This window comes from Pseudomonas sp. GW821-FHT07G10, from assembly GCF_059418545.1.
In genome coordinates, this window is the sequence record NZ_JBWKQB010000030.1 from 56,847 (window position 1) to 77,972 (window position 21,126).

Sequence of the window (21,126 nt, forward strand, 5' to 3'; positions counted from 1 at the left end):
ATTGGGTCTGTTTTTTAGGCTTCTTAGTGCGTTAGTGGTGTAAGCAGAATTTTCAAGAGGTTTTATGGAGTTATGGGTTTGTTTTCGTGGCTAAAGTATAAGCGCTGTGGTGGACCTGATTTGTTGCTATGGATTATTATTTCTGCATTTGTTTTAATGCTATCGTTGGGGCTGTATTTTGTTATCTGCAAGAAATTACTTGGTGTGTATCATGCATCGAATTTTGTTCGGGTTAGTGTGGCTGTGCTCGGACCTGTTGTAATAAGCTATTTTTGTTTTATTTGTATTAATTTTGTTTTTCTGATGCGTCTTCGAGGTTGTAAGATAGTTCGGGTTACTCATCGGATGCCGAACGAAGTTGTGCCTCATAAATTGAGTTCCGGGGTCCTCGAACCTCATAGTTCTGCTAAAAATCCCGAGGAACAATGGTTTGTAAATTTGCTGGATGGAAAGGAACCATGTACTTGGGTTTCAGTAGGCTTGCCAAATGATGTGGCAGGGTGCTTCATAGGTAGTTCGGGAAATAAAAAATGGTCGGTAGCCATTTGCTTTGAGGTCGAGTCGAGTCGTATCATCACTCCGCCAAAATTTATTAAGCATCTTTTGGGGATATTTCAACAACGAATTTTTGGTCAGATTGATCTTTCGGGCGGTTTCGAGATATACCGTCGCGTCGATAGCAATTGGGTTTTGATGGATAGTGCCGAGAGAGAAAGGTATCTCGATGCTCTTAGAAAACCGTATGTCATATTAGATCAGGCTGCTTAACTTGTGGCCCTTAAGTTGTTGCTCCCTACTTGATATTCCCTGGCAGTACCGTGCATCCAAAGCCCAAGCGCTGGTATTGGATGGTCTAGGATAATGAATGGGCGCGTTGTACATGATTTTTCAATGAGAAATTTTGTGTGGTAAGCATTAATAATAAAGCTCATTAAAAAGCCTAGCTCCGCCAATCAGGGTTGACACATTGCGGCTGATCGCAACATGCTAGAATTGACAGTGGACGGATACAATTTATTTTTCCCTAGCTCTGTAGTCGCTCCCAATTACTATGCTTCCTCCAAGCATACCTCTTTGAGGTGTCCGATAAACTCGTCCAGAAGCGCCAAAAGCCCTTCAACTCTTCCTGCAATGATTTCCTTCTCTTTCATATGCCAGCCAAGTAGGACACCCTCCAATTTGTACTTGAGAGACACAGAGCCATTAGGTAGGACTGTGGCAAGTATTTGAAAGATTGGACTACCGCTTGTGCCCTTGAATGATGGCGGATTCTCGCGCTTATGATTTGAGTTAATTGCAGCCTTTTTATCAAAACGAAATCCAAGCGGATTAGCGATATGTGCGTCTGCTGTTGGTTTTTCAATCACCTCTGTGAAGCTCGTTCCTTGGACGTTTATCGCATGCTTGGAAAGCTTCGGGTTGATGCCATTTTTAGTCTTGGGGTAGCCCATGGTCACCCAGTGGCCCAAAGGCTCATACGTTGATTCAAAACCATCCAAGGATAGCGCTTTTAAGTCCTTAAGCCCGGCTTGTAGCTGCCAATCGGGTAACAGTGGAGCAATGGCCAAGTCGTGATCGTGGCAAAATATGAATGGCACACCTCCCAAAAGAAACGCTTTGCCTTGAACATGCCCCCCGAACAATGTTTTAGGGTCCATACCTTTGAGTACGTGTGCGGCGGTCACCAAAAACGTCATGCCTCGGTAGCTGGTAAAAAATCCAGTACCCAGTAGGAACGCTTCGCCAGTGCGCTTCCCGCTTTCCCCTAGCTTGTCGATGTAGATGGGGGTTGTCAGCTCACTCCATGCAATGACGAGCGCATCTACGGTCTGAAGCCATTTTCCTTCATCAAATAGGAGGGCACTAGTCATGAGCGTTTCCTGGATATTTCATAGTTTCGCCATCGCGGGTATGCGTATTGGGTTGGCAGCCTTTGGGCAAGCGCAGGTGGTCCCCACGGCTGCTACCGACCCGAATTGGTTGCTTGTAAGAGGCAGAAAGCTGCCAGCAGAGGTCGGTAGACAGCGTGATGGCGAAATAGTAGCGTGTATCCGAAGTGGCTGGATAGCTCAGAATTGGGCCCTGTCGTGGATTTTAATTTTAAGCAAGATCGTATTTTCCATTGACATTTTCAAGTCAGACAACGGTTGTATACGAACAAGGAAACTTATGCAATATATATCACATTTTAATGTGACAACCATGTCACTCAATAGTAGCGATTTCTTTTGAGGTAAACAATTATGAGTAGGAAGCTTACAGCACTTGTGATCGGCATCTCAAACTACCCAGGCGGAGGGAGCCTAAAGAATCCCGCGAATGACGCGGAGGATATGGCTAAGGCGCTGCAAGATCTGGGTTTCTCGGTAATTAGTAAAATTGATTGCACGGTTGAGGACCTTGATCGCGCTGTCGAATCATTCAAAGATAATTTAAATAGTAACGACGTCGGCCTGTTCTATTTTGCCGGTCACGGAATGCAGATCAAGAGCGAAAATTATCTAAACGCAATCGATACTAGCTTTGTTGATGAGATATCTGCAAAGCACTCATCGTTTCCATTGAATCAAGTTATTGATGTCATGGATTCATGTTCTAATGGGACAAATTTGATTATTCTAGATGCATGCAGAAATAATCCATTCGTTCGTGCATGGAGCAGAGGGGGGGAGCAAAATGGTTTGGCGTCAGTAAATACTCCCCGAGGAACGCTAATTGCGTTTGCAACGTCTCCGGGAGAAGTTGCTGGTGATGGGGCGGGCCGAAACGGACGTTATACGGAGGCGTTGCTGAAACACATAAAGTCACAGGATATTCCGGTTGAAGACCTGTTCAAACGGGTACGAAATACTCTTAGCACGATTACTTCTGGAACGCAGACGTCGTGGGAGCATACGTCTCTCTCGGGAGATTTTTATTTCAATATTAGTATTGGTCGCAGCGTTGCGATTTATGGTCTTGATGCAATTTCGGACGCTCAGTTTATTTTGAAACCAGCAACACCAATCAAAGAAGCAGTAGCTGGATTGAAGTCGAGCAATTGGTATGCGCAAAACCCTGCACTCATGAAATTAACAGCTGCGGACTTTGCGGCAGCCGAAAATGATTCATTATTTGTCTTGGGTCGTAATGTTTACCAAGCAGCATGCGGTGGCGCCAAAGCCTCAATTGAATTTATAACTGGTTTTCGAAATAAGATTGCGGGGGTTCCTGCGGATAAAACAAAGCCGATACTTGATGGGATGCTCTTCGAGGTCTTCTTTAACTCAAAGGGTGAGATTAGAAAAGGCTTCAAGATGTCAAAATTCAATGATCTGTTCGAGTTAAGAAAGTTGCCGGAATTTTCCAATAGTTTTGAATTCATTGCAGAGATTCTTATCGCTCATCAAAATCGATTTTATGTAATACCTGGAAAATCAAGGGGCGTTAGCGTTGACGTGCTTGCTGAGCCAAATGCAGTTGGGGAGCATCTTGTAACTGGGATTTTTTTTGAGGGAGTTAATGTTCTTCGAAAAACAGACTCGAATGTTACTGAGGACCTAGGGGCATACCCAGTCAGATATGAGAGGCTCGTTCAGACCATATCAAATGAAATGGTAATTCCTTTATCACAGCTGACCGTTAATGCAAATTTCGACGCGAAGACAACAAGAACCCTGTTTCCGTATGGGGCGACGCTAGAGAAATAGCAGTTCTATCAACCGAACGTGAGGCTTTCTAAACCAAGGCCTCGTTTCGCTGCCGAGATACTAGTATCTTAGTGAATATACTGCTATTTGAACCCAGGCGTGTTGCCACTGACCGAAAACTGACCCAGGTGTTCAGCTGCTTCTGCTCAACTTTTGAGCAGGAGAACACAGGTTGGTCAGTATGGAGATGATGGGCAAAAATCGGCGGATGGCGACACCGCTCACTCTGGCACAGCGATACGATGGTGGGCAGGGGCGTCCATTCCATTGGTTACGAAGCTCTTAGCCCTAGAAGTCGTCTGATGGCCAAAAGGTAGATATGGGTGGTTCTGAGCGATCAGATGCCCAATGAATTAACAAATGCGTTGGTCGTCTACTGGTATTGATCCATGGCCCAGCCAACCTTATTCCTGGGACCACCCACGTACCTGTGCAGAGACAGTAAGCTCTGCGATCCCCTGGGCGATAAAGTCTGCATTCTGCGTCAACGTCAGGAGCGAGCTGGTTACATTCTCTGCTACGTCTTTTGATCCCTGCTGGCGAATCCACAGCGCCACTTCTTCCAGCGCCGCTTGCAGTGCCATCTGGTTTGTATCCAACCGCGCAATCAGTTGAACCAGTAGTTGAGCATCGTTCATGGGGGCGTCCGTGTTGGGAAACGATCAATCACTATCGTGTACGCTTGGCAGCGGAGGCACAACCTATTGCTGCCTTGCGACGCTAGGTAGAGATTCCCGCTCCCCGACGAGCGTAGTCCCTTTGACGTCGACGCAGCCACCGAGAAGGTCGCTGCAATCATTGATACGCTTCTGGCGGAATTTGAGGCTAACCCGATACTCGGACCGTTGGCCGACCAACTGAAATCTCAGTATCTCGATGCGGCTCAACACCGGGCTGCTTCAGCTCAAGGAGGATGACCATCGTCTTAAGCGACGGCGTCAGGAAGGTGTGTTGCCCAGACGGTTACTTTGTTATCCATCTTTTTTCAAAAATATTGCTTGGCTTCTGCCCCATACCGCTGACGCGAATGGCTCCAGCTGGTCCGGCTGATGTCAAAGCAGTAGCGCGGCTTTTGTTTTTGGCGAATGATGTCGGTTTGGACTGTATGGGGCACCGGAACGGGTGCATCGCCCTATGTCAAATTTCTAAAAGCGACCGCAGGCAGGGAGGCCTAGATGTGGGCTGACGTCGATACGAAACAAGATTTTTTGAATTACTCGGAGGTAGCCGATCTCGTGATCGATGTGATCCGAGATCCCAACATGAGGCCGGTCACTGTTGGTGTTTTCGGCTCTTGGGGCACTGGCAAATCGACGTTGTTGAATTTGATTGAGGATGGTCTGAATCCCGATCAGAAACAGTGCGAGTTTGTTGTCGTACGCTTTGATGCTTGGCTGTATCAAGGGTTTGACGACTCTCGTGCCGCCCTAATGGAGGTGATTGCGTCAACGTTGATGGACGCATCCCAAACGTCTCCATCCCTATTGGGGAAAGCAAAGAAGCTGGTTTCTCGCGTTAAGAAAATGCGGTTACTAGGGCTAATGGTTGAAGGCGGCGCGCTAGCCATGGGGGTGCCTGCGTTTGGCTTTGGCGCAAAAGGTGTGGAGGCACTCAATAATCTTTTCTCAGGCGATGTAGACAGCGAATCTGTTGCCTCGCTGAAAGAAGAGGGTGGCAAGGTCAAAGAGCACTTTTCTGGTCTGCTCGCAGACGAAAAGCAGAATACGCCACCCAAGCAGATCTCCGCCTTCAGAGAAGAGTTCGCGGATGTGTTGGACGGTCTGAACAAGACACTCGTTGTATTCGTCGACAATCTGGATCGGTGTCTACCCACGCAGACCATTCACACCCTGGAGGCCCTGCGTCTTTTTCTTTTTATGGGGCACACTGCTTTCGTGGTCGCTGCCGACGAAGACATGGTCCGTCACTCTGTCAGTGAGCACTTCAAGGATCCGGGCGACCGGCATGTCACCGATTACCTGGATAAGCTGATTCAGGTGCCGGTCCGGGTCCCCAAGCTGGGAGTCCAAGAGGTGAGGGCATATCTTTTTCTGCTCTTCGCCTCCGCTGGCGGTAATGCCACTGCTGGCAGCCTTGAAAGCCTCAGAGCTGGTCTCGAAGCGAACCTTCGCCAAGCGTGGAAAGATGAACCCATAAGCACTGAGACGGCGTTAAGTCTTCTCGGTGCGGGTGTGCCAAAAGAGGTCGCCGAGGCTTTTCCCATAGCTGATCGCATCGCCCCCATGCTTGCCAATTCGACGTCGATCTCGGGAAACCCTCGAATCGTGAAGCGCATGCTCAACGTGGTACGCATGCGCGCCCGCGTTGCAAAGTTGCGGAAGATGCCGGTGGACGAAGCATTGATTGCGAAGGTCGCGCTATTCGAACGATGCATGGAAGAAAAAGCGATTGCACATTTGTACTCCATCATCAATACCGCCGCCGGTGGAAAACCTGAGATCTTGGCAACGCTGGAAACCCTCCTGGAAGACCCAGACAAATTCAAGGCTGCCTGCCCTGAGGTATGGAAAGAGAAGGGCGATTTGTTAAGGGAGTGGTTAACTCTAGAGCCGCCACTGGCCAACGTCGATCTTCGCCCAATTGTTTACCTAAGCCGTGAAACCACTCCGTTGCGAGTCCTCCGCGCAGGATTGTCAGCAGACGCAGCGAACGCATTGGGCATTTTGAAACGGACCAATAACACGTCCTCTCCATCCGCTATTTCCGCAATCCAGAGTGTTCCTGTGCCGGAGCGTGGATTGCTCATGGCTCAGCTCATTGAGTCAATGCGGCCTCATTCTGATTGGTCTCAAAAAGCGCTCGGTTTCGACGGAGCACAGCTACTCGCAGAGCACTCCGCCGACGCAGGTGCACTTCTGTCTGACTTCATTCATACAGTGATGCCAGGAAAGCTCAAACCGTGGCTCAGCGCCAAGGTAAAGGGCACCGCTTGGTTCAAACCAAAAGAGTCGAAGTGATATGGGGACTTCTACATCGAGTAAAGGGCCTGGAGGAAATTCACCATACGTCCCAGGATGGGTAGATACGGATGGTCAGCCCGCAATACCTGAGGCACCCCCACAGCGTTTTAAGGACTTCCGCACCAACCTGGGGAGATTCGTCGCCAGCGGCGACGGTGATTACCTCCGCTCAGCAGTTAGCAGTTATGCAGGTGCCGCGACTGGCGGCAGCGCGATTGGTCCTGCCAGATTTGGGTCAATGGCAGGGGCAGGCGGAGCGCTGTTTGGCGCAATGGCTGCATTTCGCGAAGGGCAGTCGTTGCCTGGGCTTGATTTGGCTTCGCTGAATGGTCAAGACACCGATCTTGCCATCAGCGTTATTGTGCAGGCCCTTGCCACTGAAGACGGTGATTCGGATCGAGTTCGAGTAGCAATGAATGAAGCGCTCTCAGAGTGCCTGCAAGGCTATGACGAATTCGATTTCTCAAGCATCACGGATGAGATGCTGGTGCAGATGATGCTGGTCTACGTGACCAATTGTGTCTTCAGTCAGGTCGTTCTGGACTCGAACGATGCGTTCGCAAAGGCAAAGTCAGCCGGTCAAGTGGAGCAGGCTGAAAAGGATTTAAATTCACTAGTCGAGTCGGTCACTGACAAGCACATGCGTCCTTTGTTGAGTGGAAATTTGAAAGCATTTTCTTCCGCCCGAGTTGAGCAGGTGCAGCTTCTGGCTATCAAGGAAGTCTGGAGTGAGTGGGAGAGCTACGAACAGTGAAGCATCTTATTTTTCAGCATGAACCGCATTTATTGCCGCCACCCTCGGATAATGTGATTCCAGTACTCATGTACGGCAGTCGACCTCATGCTCGGGGAGCCTGTTCCATTGGCGGGCCAGTGAGAGCTGCGGTAAGGCGTTTAGGCGCACCTGTGAGTAGGGTTGGTTTCGACCTCCTGACCATCGCGATGGCAGTCACCGCCGCAGATACGTTTGTTGATAAAGCTGATGCTGATGACGGATGGGCACGGGCTCTGCGTTTATCGATTCCGATAGCTGATCCAGATCGTTGGCAACCAGCTGTACCTCTACTTCAGAAGGCCCTCCATTTTCTCAGCGGGGACATCTGGGAGATTGTGTTGTTGCCAGACGGACCGCGTCAGTTAAATGCGCAGAACCGTGGCCGAATAACGGTCATGGCGGGCCATGATTGCGTGAGCCTCTTTTCGGGTGGCATGGACAGCGGGATTGGAGCGCTGGATCTACTGGCCAAAGGGCGCCGCCCTCTATTGATCAGCCATGCCTATAGAGGTGATTCTGAGAAGCAGATCGCGATCCGTGATCAGCTTCCAGTCAACGTTTCCAGGTTCGCTGCTGTAGCCCACCCAATCTCATGGTTGGGCACTCCGACCGATGTGCAGATGCGTACGCGAAGCTTCAATTTCCTCGCATACGGTACGCTCGTAGGATCGACCCTTGCACAGCTCCGGGTTGCTGGTCCCCCAGTAGAGTTGTTCGTTCCTGAGAACGGATTGATCGCCCTCAATCCACCAATGACGCGAAGACGCATTGGTGCGCTCAGTACCAGAACAACCCATCCTCACTTCTTGGAGTTGTTCCAGCAAGTACTGGATACAGTCGGCCTCCCGGTGAAGGTCGTAAATCCATATTCGCTAAAAACCAAGGGTGAAATGTTGCTGGAGTGTTTGGATCAAGCCACCCTCAAGCAACTGGTGTCCGAGACCGTCTCTTGCGGTAAATGGAAGCGATCACATGTGCAATGTGGCAAATGTGTTCCCTGCATCATCCGGCGTGCTTCCTTCCATGCAGCTAACATGGTCGATGCTACAAACTACAATACCAAGGGTCGTGACCTTGCTACTGTGATGAACGACAGCACCGCTAGAGATGATCTTATGGCAATGATCCTAGCCGCGCGGCGACTACCTAAGGTTGACGCTGCCAGGTGGGTTCCCCAAGCTGGTCCGTTGCCGACAGAACGCCATACTCGCGATAATTTGATCGACGTGGCTGCAAGAGGTATGAAGGAGGTAGGAACCTATCTGGATAGCCTTGGGCTTCTCTGAGTGTGTGCGGCTCTCATAGACATCTGAATGTCGGAAGATAACCATCTCAGAAGCAAACGCTAATGAGATGGCCTGGAGTGTAGTAGTTGTATACTCAATAAGTCGTTGAGCTAGACGGGTGAGTAGTTTTCGCCAAGATCATCCAGCATTGCAGTAAACATTCGTTGAGAGAAATCGCGAAACTCGCGAGCTGTCATTTCTTGAGAGAATTTTTGCATGGTTTTTATTTGGTCTGAATGCTTCCGCAAAGCTTGCTCTCTAGCGACAAGTTTGTCAGAAAGAGATAGTTGTGATATTTCATCTTCGGCTTGCTGGATGTAGTGATCGGGTGATTGGTCTCCACGATGCCCAAGATGCTGCTTGAGTTTTTGTTTTCGCATGCGATCTCGTCGATTCGGGCTGTGCGTTGAAGTATCTAGTCCCGACTCAAGAAGTAAATTATAATCGTTGCTTTTGTTTTGAGCGGACAAATGCCTGAGTTGGTGCGGATGAGCTTTTTCAGTGATTCCACTTTCTTTGCGTAGATTTGAAAAAATAGTAGTTATGTAATTTGTGCAAAGTGGCCTTCCTGTCCTAGCAGATATAAAAAGAAATCCATGATCATGGGGTTTTCCAATTGTATTTTTTATGATTATGCGTCTTGAATTTTTAATGTATTCATAAGCAATTTCCAGTGTAGATCGCGGGACTATCACTTCTCGGTATTCAAGTTGACCATGCTTTAGTGTTGTAAGTGTTAAGCTGTTGGGGGCTGAGAAATTGTTCAGTGCATCCAGTATGTGGGCCACCATAATGGGAGTAGTTTCTCCTCTACGAGCACCTGACGCTTCCATTATTTCAATTATCAGAAAATTACGCTGAGATAAAAACGTAGATGACGATTTACTTGTAGTCTCCTTTAAAGCTTTTAGTGCATCGACCCCGATTGCGACTCCATGCCCAGGGTCAGATGACCTTGGGAGATTTTCTATAGTCCAGCGGGGGCGTGAGGAATAGGGGACGTCATTATCTTTTCCATTAGATAGAACTCTTTCAGCGCGGATTACGCCGGTTTTACCAACGAAATTTATTCGCCCCACATGAGTGCCGATAAACTCAAGAAAATCAAGACTCATAAATATAATTTCGATTTGTTGATTTTCTGTGCGTAGCTTTGAGCCGTCTGCGGAAACTGCTTTGAGCGTAAGCATGAAATGCTGAAAGCGGGTATCTGTGAAGTTTAGGAATGATATCTGATTGTTATAAGCGTACATGATTATGTGGCTGAGAAGCGATAGATAGCTCCGAACCGTTCCCCCTCTGTTTATGAGAGAGTAGCCGCTTGAATAAAGCTCAAGGACAAACATATTCGCGAAATGGCAAATTGAGCCATTAGGTAATCGAATTATTGGGAGCGATCCGGCCTTTTTCATTTCAACTCCTCCATCTGGTAGAACTACACCTGGTAGTTCAAAGTCAGGGGAGACGGACGTGATCATTGTTACTGGGGCTCTGCGCATGCCAAACTCCAAAACTCAGTGAGTTCTAAGGTGGAGATTAAAGTGTAAATCTCTTCTCGATCTTTTAAGTAAACCGGTTTGATTAACTCCGGAGGTAGGTATGCGGCACGCTCGTACATATGCATTACTTTTCGATGAACATACGACAAACGTAAAATATGCTCCTCTAGGTTTTTTATATTTTCCTTGTGGCGTTTGTTTTTCTCTTGTAGAGATCTCACAGTGTCGGATCGCTCTGGCGGTGGCGGTTCAGAACTCAATTTGCTGAGAACCTGCTGTCGCAGTTTGTCTATGACATTAAAACCACCAGGGATGACTATATCGGCAGCGGACTTAAATGAATTCAAAGAGCAACCAATGATTTGATTTTCAGGGTCGCTGAGTTTTGCAAATTTTTTCTGCGTGATTAACGCATCACGTATCGTTTGCAACGACTCGTGTTTTTCGGAGTCGTTAAGAATGTTTAAGAGCAAGCGAAATTTTTTATGGACGGATGCGCTGTATGCGTTTCTCATGAATTAATCATCCAAGTCTGTAACTTTTACCAGAAGGGTAAATTTGTGTATCAGAATTCCATCTTTATCTTTGATATCAAAAAAACTAGGGTCTAGCGAAATCTCTCCTTGTCTTAGATAACTAAGCAGATCGTGCTCGATGTTTTCGCCGCGCAAATACTCCTCAAAAGTTGGTTCTAGGTTTACCAGGTTTTCGGACGAAAGATAACCAAGGTCTTCGTTAATCTCTTTTGAGGTTTTGATGTGAATAGCCTTCGTGTTGTAATCAAGTTTGAGCTTTTTCATGAGGCTGTCGATATTCTGGATGGGATTGTTGACGCTATCTGCGACGGCTTTATGGAGGGCGTATGCCTTCGCTTCATTCATTGCTCGACCGCCCACGACCTCCGTTACATAGCGATAAAAACTGGAAAGATCGGTGTGCCCTAACATCCAAGAGATAGCAGGGGTCTTGAACTCACCAGAAGAATTGAAGAAAACCATCGCAAAAAAACGTCGAAGTTGGTGTGGGCGGACGTAATGTCGACGACGAACTCCATCTGCGTCTAACACACATTCAGATTCGAAGTAATCTGAGGCCATATCGAAGCTATCATATATTCCCATGCTAGAGCCGTTGGTTATACTGCCATCGTGACGGTTTATTGATTGAAAGAGATGGCATTTAGGGGGGGATATTCCGGACTCTGCAAGTCTTTTATTGAATTTTTGAAAGGAGTAAATAACTTTCGCGACGACACGGGGTATTGGTCGGATTATAGTTTCACGTTGTTCCCCTGCGCCAGTTTTGGCTGGCTGAAACTCTAAACTATATTGAATGCTCTGATTCTTTTTATTGTTCGGATCCAGATCTGGTTTCAAGCATGTCTGCGAGTCTAATCTGATAAGCTCAGAGCGACGGCGTGCAGATAAAGAACATATACTGATGCATGCGGCGCCCACCAGTACTTGATACAACTCACTCAGGCCGACCCCGTTTCTCAAATCAGTATAAAATGAAGGTGAGTTTCTATACAGCGACCAACGACCAGGTGAGGGGAAATCAGTGTCGAGGGTGATCAAAGGTTTGTAGCTTTCACTAATTGGTAGCTTCTTGGGAGTGCCATTTAATTTATGTTCCAGTAACGCACAAGCCATATGTTCGAGAATGATGTCGGTGTGGCAAATAAGAAATTCCAAGCTGTCATGTAGGACGCTTCCTATCACCTCCAATGGGAGAGTAGAAAAACGCCCGTCAGGCTTTCTGATACGACCAGCTAAAATACTCTTGACGGAAAGAGATAAAATTGCTTTTTTGTCTATATGGAAACCATCATTGGATTCGAATGACTGCGCCTTACGTAGAGTATCTATATATACCCTAAGCTCTTTATTGCATAAACCTTCATGGTAGCCCCGTCTAACGTCGACAGCATCAAACTCTGTTGCATAATATTCAAGTCCAGCGTCGAGTTCCTCAAAGCGGGGAGGGCGTTGGTTCATTCCGTGCAAAGTATCCTTATATAAAACTCTCAGTAAGTCTGAGTTGTTCAATACAAGGGCTCCTCGATTTGCACGATACCAGCCTTTTTTCCAGAAAATGTAATGAGCGCGAACAATCTCATCGTCGGTTAAATTCAAGCGTCGCGTCGATTCAGGAGCCAAATACCTCAGCCGAGGCTCAGTTTTTAGCGCCTCTGCAAAGTCGCGTTCATTTATAGATTGTATTTCTTGCCTAATATATTTCTCTGTTCTTGATGGCAAGTTGTATACGGCTTCGTTAATGGGGAGATCTGCTACAAGTGTTAAGAGGTAGGTGTAGTCGTTTTCATTAATAATTCCGAGATCGTATTCTGTGATCTTGAAACGTTCGACATTGAGTAAAATCCAGTCTGCTACGTAAAGAGCTTTCGTAAGAAGTGATTGCGCATACGTTGGCTTATAAAAGCTCCCGTTAAATCTAGGATGAATTTGAATGGCCATCATGTATCTAATGAACGCCAAGAGCTTTCTGTTTTTTTGATGTGTAAGGAGTAGACCATTCGGCAGGCGTACCCTGAAGTCGATTGTTCGTACATAGAATCCCCCGTGACCATCCGGAAGCTCCTGGCACCACACATCATGGCTATATTCTGTATCTTCAGAGAACCAATAAGGATGAAAAATGGTCGTACCTACGGTGAGCGTCGAAAATACTTGGTCTCGTATTTGGTCCTGAGCATGCAGGTTGTTTGGATTGTTGAACTTCTCCAAGAGGGCTTTGGCTTCTTCTGGGGAGATTTTCGGTTGTTCAACTTTTGGTTTAATGACCATATACTACCCTATTCAGCCGTTCTGCAATTTCAAAGGAGGGTTGAGTTGTTTTCAATAAATATGCCGCCGCAAGGGAGCAGGTTCCACCTAGCACTCCATCATTCGCCAACCCCCCAGCTATCCTGACTAGGCATGCTATCCGATACCACTTCATCGCTGTATTTGTTACTTTTTTGGCGGTAGCAATTGCATCAGTGACCATCTCGTAAAGAGAAAGCAGCACGATCAGTTTCTCTTTGTTTAAGGTGATGTAAACCCTATCGCTCGCGTTCGCTTCGTAAGCATTTGAGTCATTTTGGCGGGGAGCGTTTATCTGAAAATCGTAGTCCGGCCGAATGTTCTGAAGGAACCAATCAAGTTCTTCTTCACTATTGAAGTCCATGCATTTCAATAAGTATGGGCTGTTCTTCATGACGTCATAGATAATTGCGTTCTGAAATTGCCTAATCCATCGGTCCATTATGAAGTGTCGGACCGCTGGCGGTATGTAGATGGTTATAAGTCGCCCGCTATTTTGGGAGTGACCTGCTTCTTTAGAAACTGCGCTTTCACTCAATGAAGCTAAGTATTTTATAACTAGCTGATCTGCACGAGCAGTTCTCAGCGTCAGTCTGTCAACCAACGTGGGAGTATATTCATTCGCAGGAGTCGCTTCGACTCCAGTCAGAAGGTTACGTTTGAATATATGTGTCTCATTTAGGTACTTCAAGGATGGTATGATTTTCATCCGAGTCGGCGCAGCTAGCCCAGTTCTACATCCCATCAATAGATACCGCCAATCATCTCCTCCTGACTTTTTTAAATATAAGCGTGCCTCTGATGTGAGTTTTACTATTGCCTTGAATAACTTCGTCGATTTATGGCTTAGCGATATGATTTGAATTTTATTGGCACGCGCTTTTCGACTGCGTGCTTTATATCCTTTTCCAGCTTGTGTAAAGCCGGTCATCCTCCCTTTCTTGTTGTATAACTCAAATGCTGAGAACCATGAAGGTGTGATTTGCGGGTGCTCGATACTCAGAAGATACAAAAAAGGCAGCAAGGTTTGAGATCTTAGGGTATATATGGAGCTTTGGATAACTTCGGTGGTAATGTTTAAATCGTCTAAAAGGTGTTTGTTGAAATATGGATTCTTATGCCAAGTGGCACATAGATCTGCTGTCGAGATATAATCAATATTGGCGTGGTTATCATCGTGAGAAATGACTTTTCCTCGTTTTGCAGCGTTTATCGAGTGCCGATAGCGCGCAAGTTCTTGAGCGCAAGTTTTTCTGCAAACTTTTATGATGTAGTCGCGATTTTGCTCAAGTGCATTCTTTAATGCGTCTAATGCGTCGTCGTCTTTTAGCGTCAGAGGTATCGGGGTCAACGTTTTATCATACTCATCAGTTTTGCTATAAACTGAGGTGTTAAAGTTAGGCGCTATTATCTGATAAGCAGGCTCGGCCACAAAAATAGAGCCAGCGAGCACCTTTTCAAAAATTGCAACTGTCTGAGCCCAAGTTTTGTAATAGGTCTTAAGATCGTTCTCTGAGGCTATCGCCTTCAGCAGTCCATATGTGAAGCTCTTTTCCGTGAAGTTATTAACTTTCAAGGGATCCTTCAGATCTTGAAGCTCCCTATTTGTGCTGTAAGACAAGTACAGTGAAGTGTTAATGAATTTCAAGCGCTCGGTATAGTTTTTTACTGAGTGATGGCTGTAGCTGGATAGCTTCTTTGTAATTCTTCCAAGATAATAGTTTGTTAGGGTTCTTCCATACTGTAAGTAAAATTTAGAGAGGTCAATAAATGTCAGCTCTCCCGACTGGCACGGGACGAACCAACCTTGGTAATAAATGCGTTTGTCTTCATCCTTAAAGGTTGATCCATATGTGATAATGGAATCATTTGTGCGTCGTGTTGAATTGTTGCCCCTTAACTTATTGGGCGAAAGAGCAAATCCAAAACACAATGAAAGCATTTTAAGGATGGCACAATAAATACTTGATACGACTCGTCGTGGGTACGAGGTTTCTTGCAAAAGAAAGCCTTCGAGTCCCTCTAGAAGTGACTCCGCTTTTTCCTGAGAGGTCATGCTATAAAGTTCGAGTCGACGCATGGAGATGTCTAGGAATGCGTTCATTAGCCCGGAATTACGGGGCCACAATCTGCTGATCTTTGGATTAAGTACGATCCCTTTTTCTAACATGATTGCCGCATCGCTACTGATAGCCAGTCGTGGAAATCCTGTGATGAAACTCGTAGCGATCATAGAAGAATTAGGTGATTAGAATTCACAATATGAAGCAGTGAATTTTTTTCCGTGTCAACTATGAAATTTTATTATTTTGGAGTTGCGCAGAATTTTAGTTTTCGTCTGTTGGTTTGTATTTTTTGGCAGGTAATTTGCAGTAATGGTGTTTATTGTTTAGTTGTTTTCTTATTATAGTTTTCACGGTTTTTCTGAGTTTTCGTTTTGTATGTTTTTTTAGTTGTTAATTCAGTTGGTTGAGGGTTTTGTAATGTTTTTACTCTGGGTTTTTTGTACTGAACAAATTTAATCATTGGTACATTGTTTACATATAATATTAGTAGAATGCATACGGCTTTTGACAGTCGTCAAAGTTTTTTAGAGCGCTAAATTTGCATCGGAGTCATCGAATTTATTGGGGGGTGGCGGTTTTTGACGGCTGTCGTATATAGGAAAATGAGCGATATCGAGAATATCGCCGATCAGATCCAGCAGATCCTTTGCCGAGTTGTACGCTACTTCAATGGCCGGGCGATCAAGGTGACCCTGGTCAGCACGTTTCAAGGTTAATTCGAGCATGCCTATCACTGCATTCATTGGTGTGCGAATTTCATGACTCATGGTTGCCAGGAATGTACTTTTAGCTCGATTTGCGTCATCGGCCTGTTCTTTAGCCATCCTCAGTTCATCGAGCAGTTGGCGGCGTTCGCTGATGTCGATCCAGCCTCCAATGATGCCCCGGACCTCTCCTGTCGAGTCACGGTAGGGGAGAATCCAGTGGTAGATTGTCAGTTCTCGTTTGCCGATATGCAGCGTGCGATCGAGTATCAAAGGAATGCCTTCGGCCACCACCCGTTGATAATCGGCCTGGTATTCGCGTGCTTCAAATTCGTTGCTCACCCCCCCTTGCATGACGTCTTTGCCAATGACCTCTTCTCGCGTGGTGCAAAAGGCTTCCAGATAGCTGTCGTTGCAGCTTTGTAGACGTCCTTCCCGATCACGCACGTAAATAGGATGCGGCGTTCCGTTAACCAGGGCTCGCATGAATTCAAACTGATCATTGAGTGCCCGTTCGGCCATTTGCCGCTGTTTGATTTGCCTGCGCATATAGGCATTCCAGGCCAGGGAAATCAGCAACAGCAGACCGATACCCAAGACAATCCGGTAAAACAGGCGGTGATAGCTGCGCCAGTAACTGTCGGCGGGCGCCGTATGGCCACGCCAGCGACTGTTGATGATTCCGAGTTCGTCCGGCGCAATGCTCAAAAGTGCCTTGTCGATGATGGAGTTCAGTTCCGTCGCACTTCGTGCCGTAGCCAGTGAGAAGGCTGCTTGCCGGGTCCCGATAGTGGCACTGATCTGGAGCTTGTCCTGGAACGCCTGCGATGAGACGAAGTAGTTGGCGATCACCAGTGAATTCACGGCACCTTCGACCTGGCCTTGGGCTAGCAGCTCGGTCGCTCTGAAGGTGTCACGGGTCTCAACCAGGCGGATGAGCGGAAACTCACTGCGCAGAAAACTCACCAAAGGATCGCCTCGGGTGATTGCCAGACGTTTGCCTTGAAGTTGCTCAAGGTTGGCGAAGCTTGCGGAGCCTTTTTGAGTCAGCAGTACATATGAGGTTTCCAGATAAGGGCGGCTGAAACTGAGTTTGCTCTCCCGTTCATTGCCGGGCGGGATGGCAGCTATGATGTCAGCTTTGTTCTCTTCAATCTGCCTGATCATTTCGCTGACACTGCGGCTGCGCTGAATCTCGAAACGCAAGCCGGTGCGCAGCCTGATCAGTTCCAGCAGGTCCGCGGTGATGCCGCGCAAGTTGTTATCGGCGTCGAAGAAGGTGAGTGGGGCGAAGGCCTCGTTCACTACGACGCGAACAATCGGATGCTGTGTCAGCCAGCGCTCTTCTGCAGAGGTCAGTTGCAGTTTGTGGTCAGTGAGAAGAATGTCGCTTCCGGCGCTCCAGCGTTTAGCGATATTTTCTCGCTCACCGGGTGGAACGGCCTTGAGGATCGCATTGATGACAGTGAGCAGGTTCTGGTCATCTTTGCGCACCGCAAAGCTGAAGCCATTGGCCTCGTGTTTGCCGAAGTTGGCCATCTGGATGTTTTTCAGATAACCCTTGTTGATCATGTAATGAGTCGAAATGGTGTCGCCGAGGAAGACATCCGCCTGATCAAAGGCAACGGCGTTGATCGCATTCTGATACGAGGGGAAGGTGGTGATGATGGCCTTGGGGTATAGCGCCTTTATCTCATCCAGCGGCAGGTAGTGATAGACCATACTCAGGCGCATGTTCGCGAGGCCATCGGTCAGCGACCGGTTTTCTCTTTTTCGAGTCACCAGGACCGGTTGGTCCACGGCGTAGGGCGTTGAAAGCAATAGGTTCGGGTTATTGGCCTCAAAGCCGTTAGCGGTACCGAGCAGGTCGATGTATCCCTTCTCAAGTGCCACTATGGCTGCCTCCCTTGAGGCAAAACGTTGCACCCTCATGGGCAGGGCCAGCGTTTTTGCGAGGATACCTGCGTAATCTGCCGTGAGCCCTTCGTAGTCATGACCGCTGGTGGTCAAGTCAAAGGGAGGGTAATCCGCAGCGGAAGTGCCCAGGACCAGTTCGCGCTTGTTTTGGACCGGCAGCAGTTGTGTTCTGTCCAGTTGGACTTCCATGTGACCGCCGCCTGAGCGACTGAGCAGCGTGTAGTGCTCGATACCGTTTTGTGTAGCAGACACAGAGGTGCTCAGGCAAAAACCTGCGCTCAATAATATTAAATAGTCCTTTAAACGCCAGGGCATCCTGTTTCTCACACTAGCGCATTACGTTTTGCCATCTCGATAAGTTCTACCATGGACTTGGCTTTGAGCTTTTGCATGAGTCTTTTTTTATAGGTGCTGACGGTCTTGTTGCTAAGAAACATTCCATTGGCAATTTCCTTGTTTGTACGGCCTTGAGCAAATAGTTGCAGTACCATGAGCTCTCGGTCATTGACCGATTTAAATAAGTCCAGCTCGATAGATGATTTGTCATCCAGTCGAGCAGGGTTCAAGGCCTGACTCGGAAAGTAGTTGTAACCGGAGAGGACCGCTTTGATGGCACTTATCAATTCGCTCAAGTCCTCCTGCTTGCAGACATAACCGGAGGCTCCGGATTGCATGCAGCGGATGGCAAAAAGGGAGGGTGATTGTGCCGTCAGAACCAACGTTTTCAGGGGCGTACTCATTGCATTAAAACGCGAGAGAACTTCCAGTCCGTCGAGTTTAGGAATGCTGATGTCGAGGATGATCAGGTCCGGCATACATTCCCGGACCATTTGCATGGCATCAACTCCATTATCCGTCTCACCGACTACTCTATAGCCTTCATGCTCTAACAATATACGGACTGCAAGGCGGATAACGGGGTGGTCGTCGACAATAAAAACCGAGTTCATAATCAAATCCCATGTGAGCGCAAACAAAGCGCGCACCTTAGCTCAGATGGGGGCGCACAGGCATGAACTGACTGGTCTGCTGGTGCAATATAGGATGAGTCCTACATGAGAAAAGGCGATGGATTACCCTTGGGCAAGGTTTGGTGGAATGGTGACTCGATTTTTAACCGATATGTAAGTGGAAGTGATTTAAAATATGGTGTTTTTCACTGGGGGCTCGTAAATATTCCTACTCGAAGTGTGGCTGATTTCTTAAACACGTGAGCCGCTTGTTGTGGGTTCGCTCTTTATTGCTGCGCAGACCAGTAGCGTTCTCAGTTCCCGGTGGTTCAGCGGTTTGGTCAAGTAACCGAGTAGTGGCAGGCCGCGCTCACTCGCCTGGTTTTTCAGCTCGTTCAGTTCATTCAGAGTGAGGCTGCTTAAAATGATGGCTCTGTGTATAAAACCTTGACGGCTTGCCAGGTCAATCAGTTCAAGACCCAGAAGGTCTGGCAAGCACTGATCACACAGGAGAATTTCGAATGGCATTTGTGCCTGTTGCATTAGCCTTAATGCGCTTTCGGCATTGTGGGCCGGGGTCAACTGGTGGAAGCCATAACTGTTAAGTAGACATTGGGTTGCTGTCAGCTGAAAAGGATGGTCCTCCACCAGCAGGATGCGCACGTCGTGTTTGAGCATATCGTTTTCCATGCGCAAGAGCCCATCCTGGTCGAGTTCAACGACCGGGCAATGGATCGCCAGCCTTGGGATCGCTTTATTGACGGTCCGTGGACGATGGGGTCGGTTCATTATGTCGTACAGGATGGAGGGCGATTATTTCGCGAATATGCAGATAAATTCGATCAGTTTGCTCAGCAGGTACTGTAGGGGGATTCTCTGGGTGCTGGGATGTACCCGAAGTTTGAGAAAATTCGGTCAGTCGCAGAGGGAGTTTCTGACACGGCTGACCGATAGTTTTTACTGCGGACTGGAGCGTCCGGTCATCTCTCGCGCCATCTCGCTGGCGTAACTGTCTGTCATGCCAGCAATGAAATCGATCATGCGCAGGAAGGATGCGTGCAAAGGCCGGCTCGGGTCGGGGGCATTGTTACCCAGCAGGTCGAGGATGCGACGGTTTTTGAAGGATGGCGTACGACCTCCATGCTGTTCCAGGGCGGCACCGCAAAAGGCATTCAACAGAATTTCCAGCGTGGTGTAAGCCCCGATTTCATGCAAGGTCTTGCGCTTGTCCTGGAAAATTTTCTTGCGTGCCATGTCTTTGGCATTCAAAACGCAACGCTTGGCTGGACCGTGCATATGTTCGACCAGGTCGCCATGGAGTGTGCCGGCCAATAGCGCATCCTGTTGTTCAACAAACGCTCGTGCGGCGGCATTGGTCAGGTGCTCAATAGCTTTGCCGCGCAGGATCGCGAGCTTGCGCCGACGCGAATCCTGCGGCCCGAGCAGGCGATAGGTTTCCGGTAGATCATCACCGACCAGCCCCAGCAGCAAAGACTCGACTTCGGCATATTCCAGAAGCTCCATCTCCAGGCCGTCCTCAAGGTCGATCAAGGCGTAGCAGATGTCGTCGGCGGCCTCCATCAGGTAGACCAGAGGATGACGAGCCCAGCGTTGTTCCTCAAGCTGAGGCAGGCCGAGTTTATGAGCAATCTGCTCCAGCAGCGCCAGCTCGCTCTGATAGCAACCGAACTTGTGCTTCTTGTAGCCCAATGAGTCCGCGTGACGGGCGGTCCACGGGTATTTCAGGTAGGTGCCGAGTGTCGCGTAGGTCAGCCGCGTACCGCCATCGAACTGGTGGTATTCCAGTTGGGTGAGCACTCGAAAACCTTGAGCATTACCTTCGAAATTGAGGAAGTCATTGCGCTCGACTTCGGTCATGTCGTCAAGCCAGCCGCGGCCTGCGGCCTGCTGGAACCAATGGCGGATCGCATCTTCGCCCGAGTGACCGAACGGTGGGTTGCCGATGTCGTGAGCCAGACAGGCCGATTGCACCACCATGCCCAAGTCGCTGGGTTCGCACCAGTCAGGCAGGGCGCTGCGGATCGTTTCTCCCACGCGCATGCCCAGTGAGCGACCCACACAGCTTACTTCCAGGGAGTGGGTCAGACGCGTATGGATATGATCGTTACTGGAAACCGGATGCACCTGAGTCTTGCGGCCCAGACGGCGAAAGGCGCCAGAGAAGATGATGCGGTCGTGGTCTTTATGGAACGGACTGCGGCCGAGTTCTTCCGGGCTGTGCAACGGCTTTCCGAGTCGTTCGCGGGTAAGCAGGGTTTGCCAATCCAAGGCTGGTTCTCTCCGGCGAGTGTCAACAGACCCTAGCTTCCCGGTTCGCGCACCTCGCTGCAAGTGGAACTAGTGGCCTGTGTGGCTAGTTCGTTAGCTCAAATTCGGATGCCGGCGGCCCAGAGCCAAGGCGCTGTGACGAGTC

At 48.3% G+C, this 21,126-nt stretch carries 15 protein-coding genes and 2 pseudogenes; 7 read left to right on the forward strand and 10 right to left on the reverse strand.

Annotated elements, in window-relative coordinates; genetic code table 11:
* Nucleotides 1-78: 78 nt before the first annotated feature.
* Nucleotides 79-768 (forward strand): hypothetical protein, encoded by a 690-nt coding sequence (locus AC07O1_RS25345; RefSeq protein ID WP_495090558.1) that lies wholly within the window; start codon nucleotides 79-81, stop codon nucleotides 766-768.
* Between the two features lie 281 nt (nucleotides 769-1,049).
* Here AC07O1_RS25345 and AC07O1_RS25350 read toward each other — a convergent pair whose 3' ends face one another.
* Complete coding sequence (locus AC07O1_RS25350) at nucleotides 1,050-1,871, reverse strand: hypothetical protein (protein ID WP_495090559.1); 822 nt, start codon at nucleotides 1,869-1,871, stop codon at nucleotides 1,050-1,052.
* Between the two features lie 372 nt (nucleotides 1,872-2,243).
* On the opposite strand from AC07O1_RS25350, the gene AC07O1_RS25355 reads away from it, so the two are divergent.
* Nucleotides 2,244-3,689 carry a caspase family protein gene (locus AC07O1_RS25355; RefSeq protein WP_495090560.1) on the forward strand — a complete coding sequence of 482 codons (1,446 nt, stop codon included), beginning with the start codon at nucleotides 2,244-2,246 and terminating at the stop codon, nucleotides 3,687-3,689.
* Nucleotides 3,690-4,093: 404 nt separating this feature from the next.
* On the opposite strand, the gene AC07O1_RS25360 is transcribed toward AC07O1_RS25355, so the two are convergent.
* Nucleotides 4,094-4,327, reverse strand: a complete 234-nt coding sequence (locus tag AC07O1_RS25360; protein ID WP_495090561.1) for a hypothetical protein — start codon at nucleotides 4,325-4,327, stop codon at nucleotides 4,094-4,096.
* 123 nt (nucleotides 4,328-4,450) lie between these two features.
* On the opposite strand from AC07O1_RS25360, the pseudogene AC07O1_RS25365 reads away from it, so the two are divergent.
* The 4 genes and pseudogenes from AC07O1_RS25365 to qatC form a co-directional block, all read left to right on the forward strand.
* Nucleotides 4,451-4,606: pseudogene (locus AC07O1_RS25365) on the forward strand (YuaX family protein); the annotation flags it as partial.
* Nucleotides 4,607-4,864: 258 nt separating this feature from the next.
* Nucleotides 4,865-6,667, forward strand: coding sequence for a KAP family P-loop NTPase fold protein (locus AC07O1_RS25370; RefSeq protein WP_495090562.1), 1,803 nt, complete (start codon nucleotides 4,865-4,867; stop codon nucleotides 6,665-6,667).
* Between the two features lies 1 nt (nucleotide 6,668).
* A complete protein-coding gene (locus AC07O1_RS25375) occupies nucleotides 6,669-7,424 on the forward strand; it encodes a Qat anti-phage system associated protein QatB (protein WP_495090563.1) in 756 nt (251 codons plus the stop codon).
* Complete coding sequence (gene qatC / locus AC07O1_RS25380; protein ID WP_495090564.1) at nucleotides 7,421-8,731, forward strand: Qat anti-phage system QueC-like protein QatC; 1,311 nt, start codon at nucleotides 7,421-7,423, stop codon at nucleotides 8,729-8,731. Before AC07O1_RS25375 ends, qatC begins: the two co-directional genes overlap by 4 nt.
* A gap of 110 nt (nucleotides 8,732-8,841) precedes the next feature.
* Here the strand turns inward: qatC and AC07O1_RS25385 are convergent, their stop codons facing one another.
* The 7 genes and pseudogenes from AC07O1_RS25385 to AC07O1_RS25415 form a co-directional block, all read right to left on the reverse strand.
* A complete protein-coding gene (locus AC07O1_RS25385) occupies nucleotides 8,842-10,143 on the reverse strand; it encodes a tyrosine-type recombinase/integrase (RefSeq protein ID WP_495090565.1) in 1,302 nt (433 codons plus the stop codon).
* A 68-nt stretch (nucleotides 10,144-10,211) separates the two neighbouring features.
* Nucleotides 10,212-10,745 carry a hypothetical protein gene (locus AC07O1_RS25390; protein WP_495090566.1) on the reverse strand — a complete coding sequence of 178 codons (534 nt, stop codon included), beginning with the start codon at nucleotides 10,743-10,745 and terminating at the stop codon, nucleotides 10,212-10,214.
* Nucleotides 10,746-10,748: 3 nt separating this feature from the next.
* Nucleotides 10,749-13,037 (reverse strand): site-specific integrase, encoded by a 2,289-nt coding sequence (locus AC07O1_RS25395; RefSeq protein ID WP_495090567.1) that lies wholly within the window; start codon nucleotides 13,035-13,037, stop codon nucleotides 10,749-10,751.
* The gene (locus AC07O1_RS25400) at nucleotides 13,027-15,135 is read right to left on the reverse strand and encodes a hypothetical protein (protein WP_495090568.1); all 2,109 of its coding nucleotides are present in this window, start codon (nucleotides 15,133-15,135) and stop codon (nucleotides 13,027-13,029) included. Before AC07O1_RS25400 ends, AC07O1_RS25395 begins: the two co-directional genes overlap by 11 nt.
* Nucleotides 15,136-15,726: 591 nt before the next feature.
* Nucleotides 15,727-18,057: pseudogene (locus AC07O1_RS25405) on the reverse strand (transporter substrate-binding domain-containing protein); the annotation flags it as partial.
* Nucleotides 18,058-18,065: 8 nt separating this feature from the next.
* Nucleotides 18,066-18,692, reverse strand: a complete 627-nt coding sequence (locus AC07O1_RS25410) for a response regulator (RefSeq protein WP_494992449.1) — start codon at nucleotides 18,690-18,692, stop codon at nucleotides 18,066-18,068.
* Between the two features lie 252 nt (nucleotides 18,693-18,944).
* Nucleotides 18,945-19,370 carry a response regulator gene (locus AC07O1_RS25415; protein ID WP_495090569.1) on the reverse strand — a complete coding sequence of 142 codons (426 nt, stop codon included), beginning with the start codon at nucleotides 19,368-19,370 and terminating at the stop codon, nucleotides 18,945-18,947.
* Between AC07O1_RS25415 and AC07O1_RS25420 the strand changes: the two genes are divergently transcribed.
* Nucleotides 19,359-19,559, forward strand: a complete 201-nt coding sequence (locus AC07O1_RS25420) for a hypothetical protein (RefSeq protein WP_495090570.1) — start codon at nucleotides 19,359-19,361, stop codon at nucleotides 19,557-19,559. The two genes, AC07O1_RS25415 and AC07O1_RS25420, sit on opposite strands and share 12 nt — an antisense overlap.
* 90 nt (nucleotides 19,560-19,649) lie before the next feature.
* Here the strand turns inward: AC07O1_RS25420 and AC07O1_RS25425 are convergent, their stop codons facing one another.
* Nucleotides 19,650-20,981 carry a deoxyguanosinetriphosphate triphosphohydrolase gene (locus AC07O1_RS25425; RefSeq protein WP_494992447.1) on the reverse strand — a complete coding sequence of 444 codons (1,332 nt, stop codon included), beginning with the start codon at nucleotides 20,979-20,981 and terminating at the stop codon, nucleotides 19,650-19,652.
* Nucleotides 20,982-21,126 lie beyond the last annotated feature (145 nt).

What these genes read in the sequence shown, in the direction of transcription:
- AC07O1_RS25350 (WP_495090559.1), bottom strand. Translation starts at nt 1,871, where the DNA reads ATGACTAGTGCCCTCCTATTTGATGAAGGAAAATGGCTTCAGACCGTA.
- AC07O1_RS25355 (WP_495090560.1), top strand. Translation starts at nt 2,244, where the DNA reads ATGAGTAGGAAGCTTACAGCACTTGTGATCGGCATCTCAAACTACCCA.
- AC07O1_RS25360 (WP_495090561.1), bottom strand. Translation starts at nt 4,327, where the DNA reads ATGAACGATGCTCAACTACTGGTTCAACTGATTGCGCGGTTGGATACA.
- AC07O1_RS25370 (WP_495090562.1), top strand. Translation starts at nt 4,865, where the DNA reads ATGTGGGCTGACGTCGATACGAAACAAGATTTTTTGAATTACTCGGAG.
- AC07O1_RS25375 (WP_495090563.1), top strand. Translation starts at nt 6,669, where the DNA reads ATGGGGACTTCTACATCGAGTAAAGGGCCTGGAGGAAATTCACCATAC.
- AC07O1_RS25385 (WP_495090565.1), bottom strand. Translation starts at nt 10,143, where the DNA reads ATGAAAAAGGCCGGATCGCTCCCAATAATTCGATTACCTAATGGCTCA.
- AC07O1_RS25390 (WP_495090566.1), bottom strand. Translation starts at nt 10,745, where the DNA reads ATGAGAAACGCATACAGCGCATCCGTCCATAAAAAATTTCGCTTGCTC.
- AC07O1_RS25395 (WP_495090567.1), bottom strand. Translation starts at nt 13,037, where the DNA reads ATGGTCATTAAACCAAAAGTTGAACAACCGAAAATCTCCCCAGAAGAA.
- AC07O1_RS25400 (WP_495090568.1), bottom strand. Translation starts at nt 15,135, where the DNA reads ATGCGTCGACTCGAACTTTATAGCATGACCTCTCAGGAAAAAGCGGAG.
- AC07O1_RS25410 (WP_494992449.1), bottom strand. Translation starts at nt 18,692, where the DNA reads ATGAACTCGGTTTTTATTGTCGACGACCACCCCGTTATCCGCCTTGCA.
- AC07O1_RS25415 (WP_495090569.1), bottom strand. Translation starts at nt 19,370, where the DNA reads ATGCTCAAACACGACGTGCGCATCCTGCTGGTGGAGGACCATCCTTTT.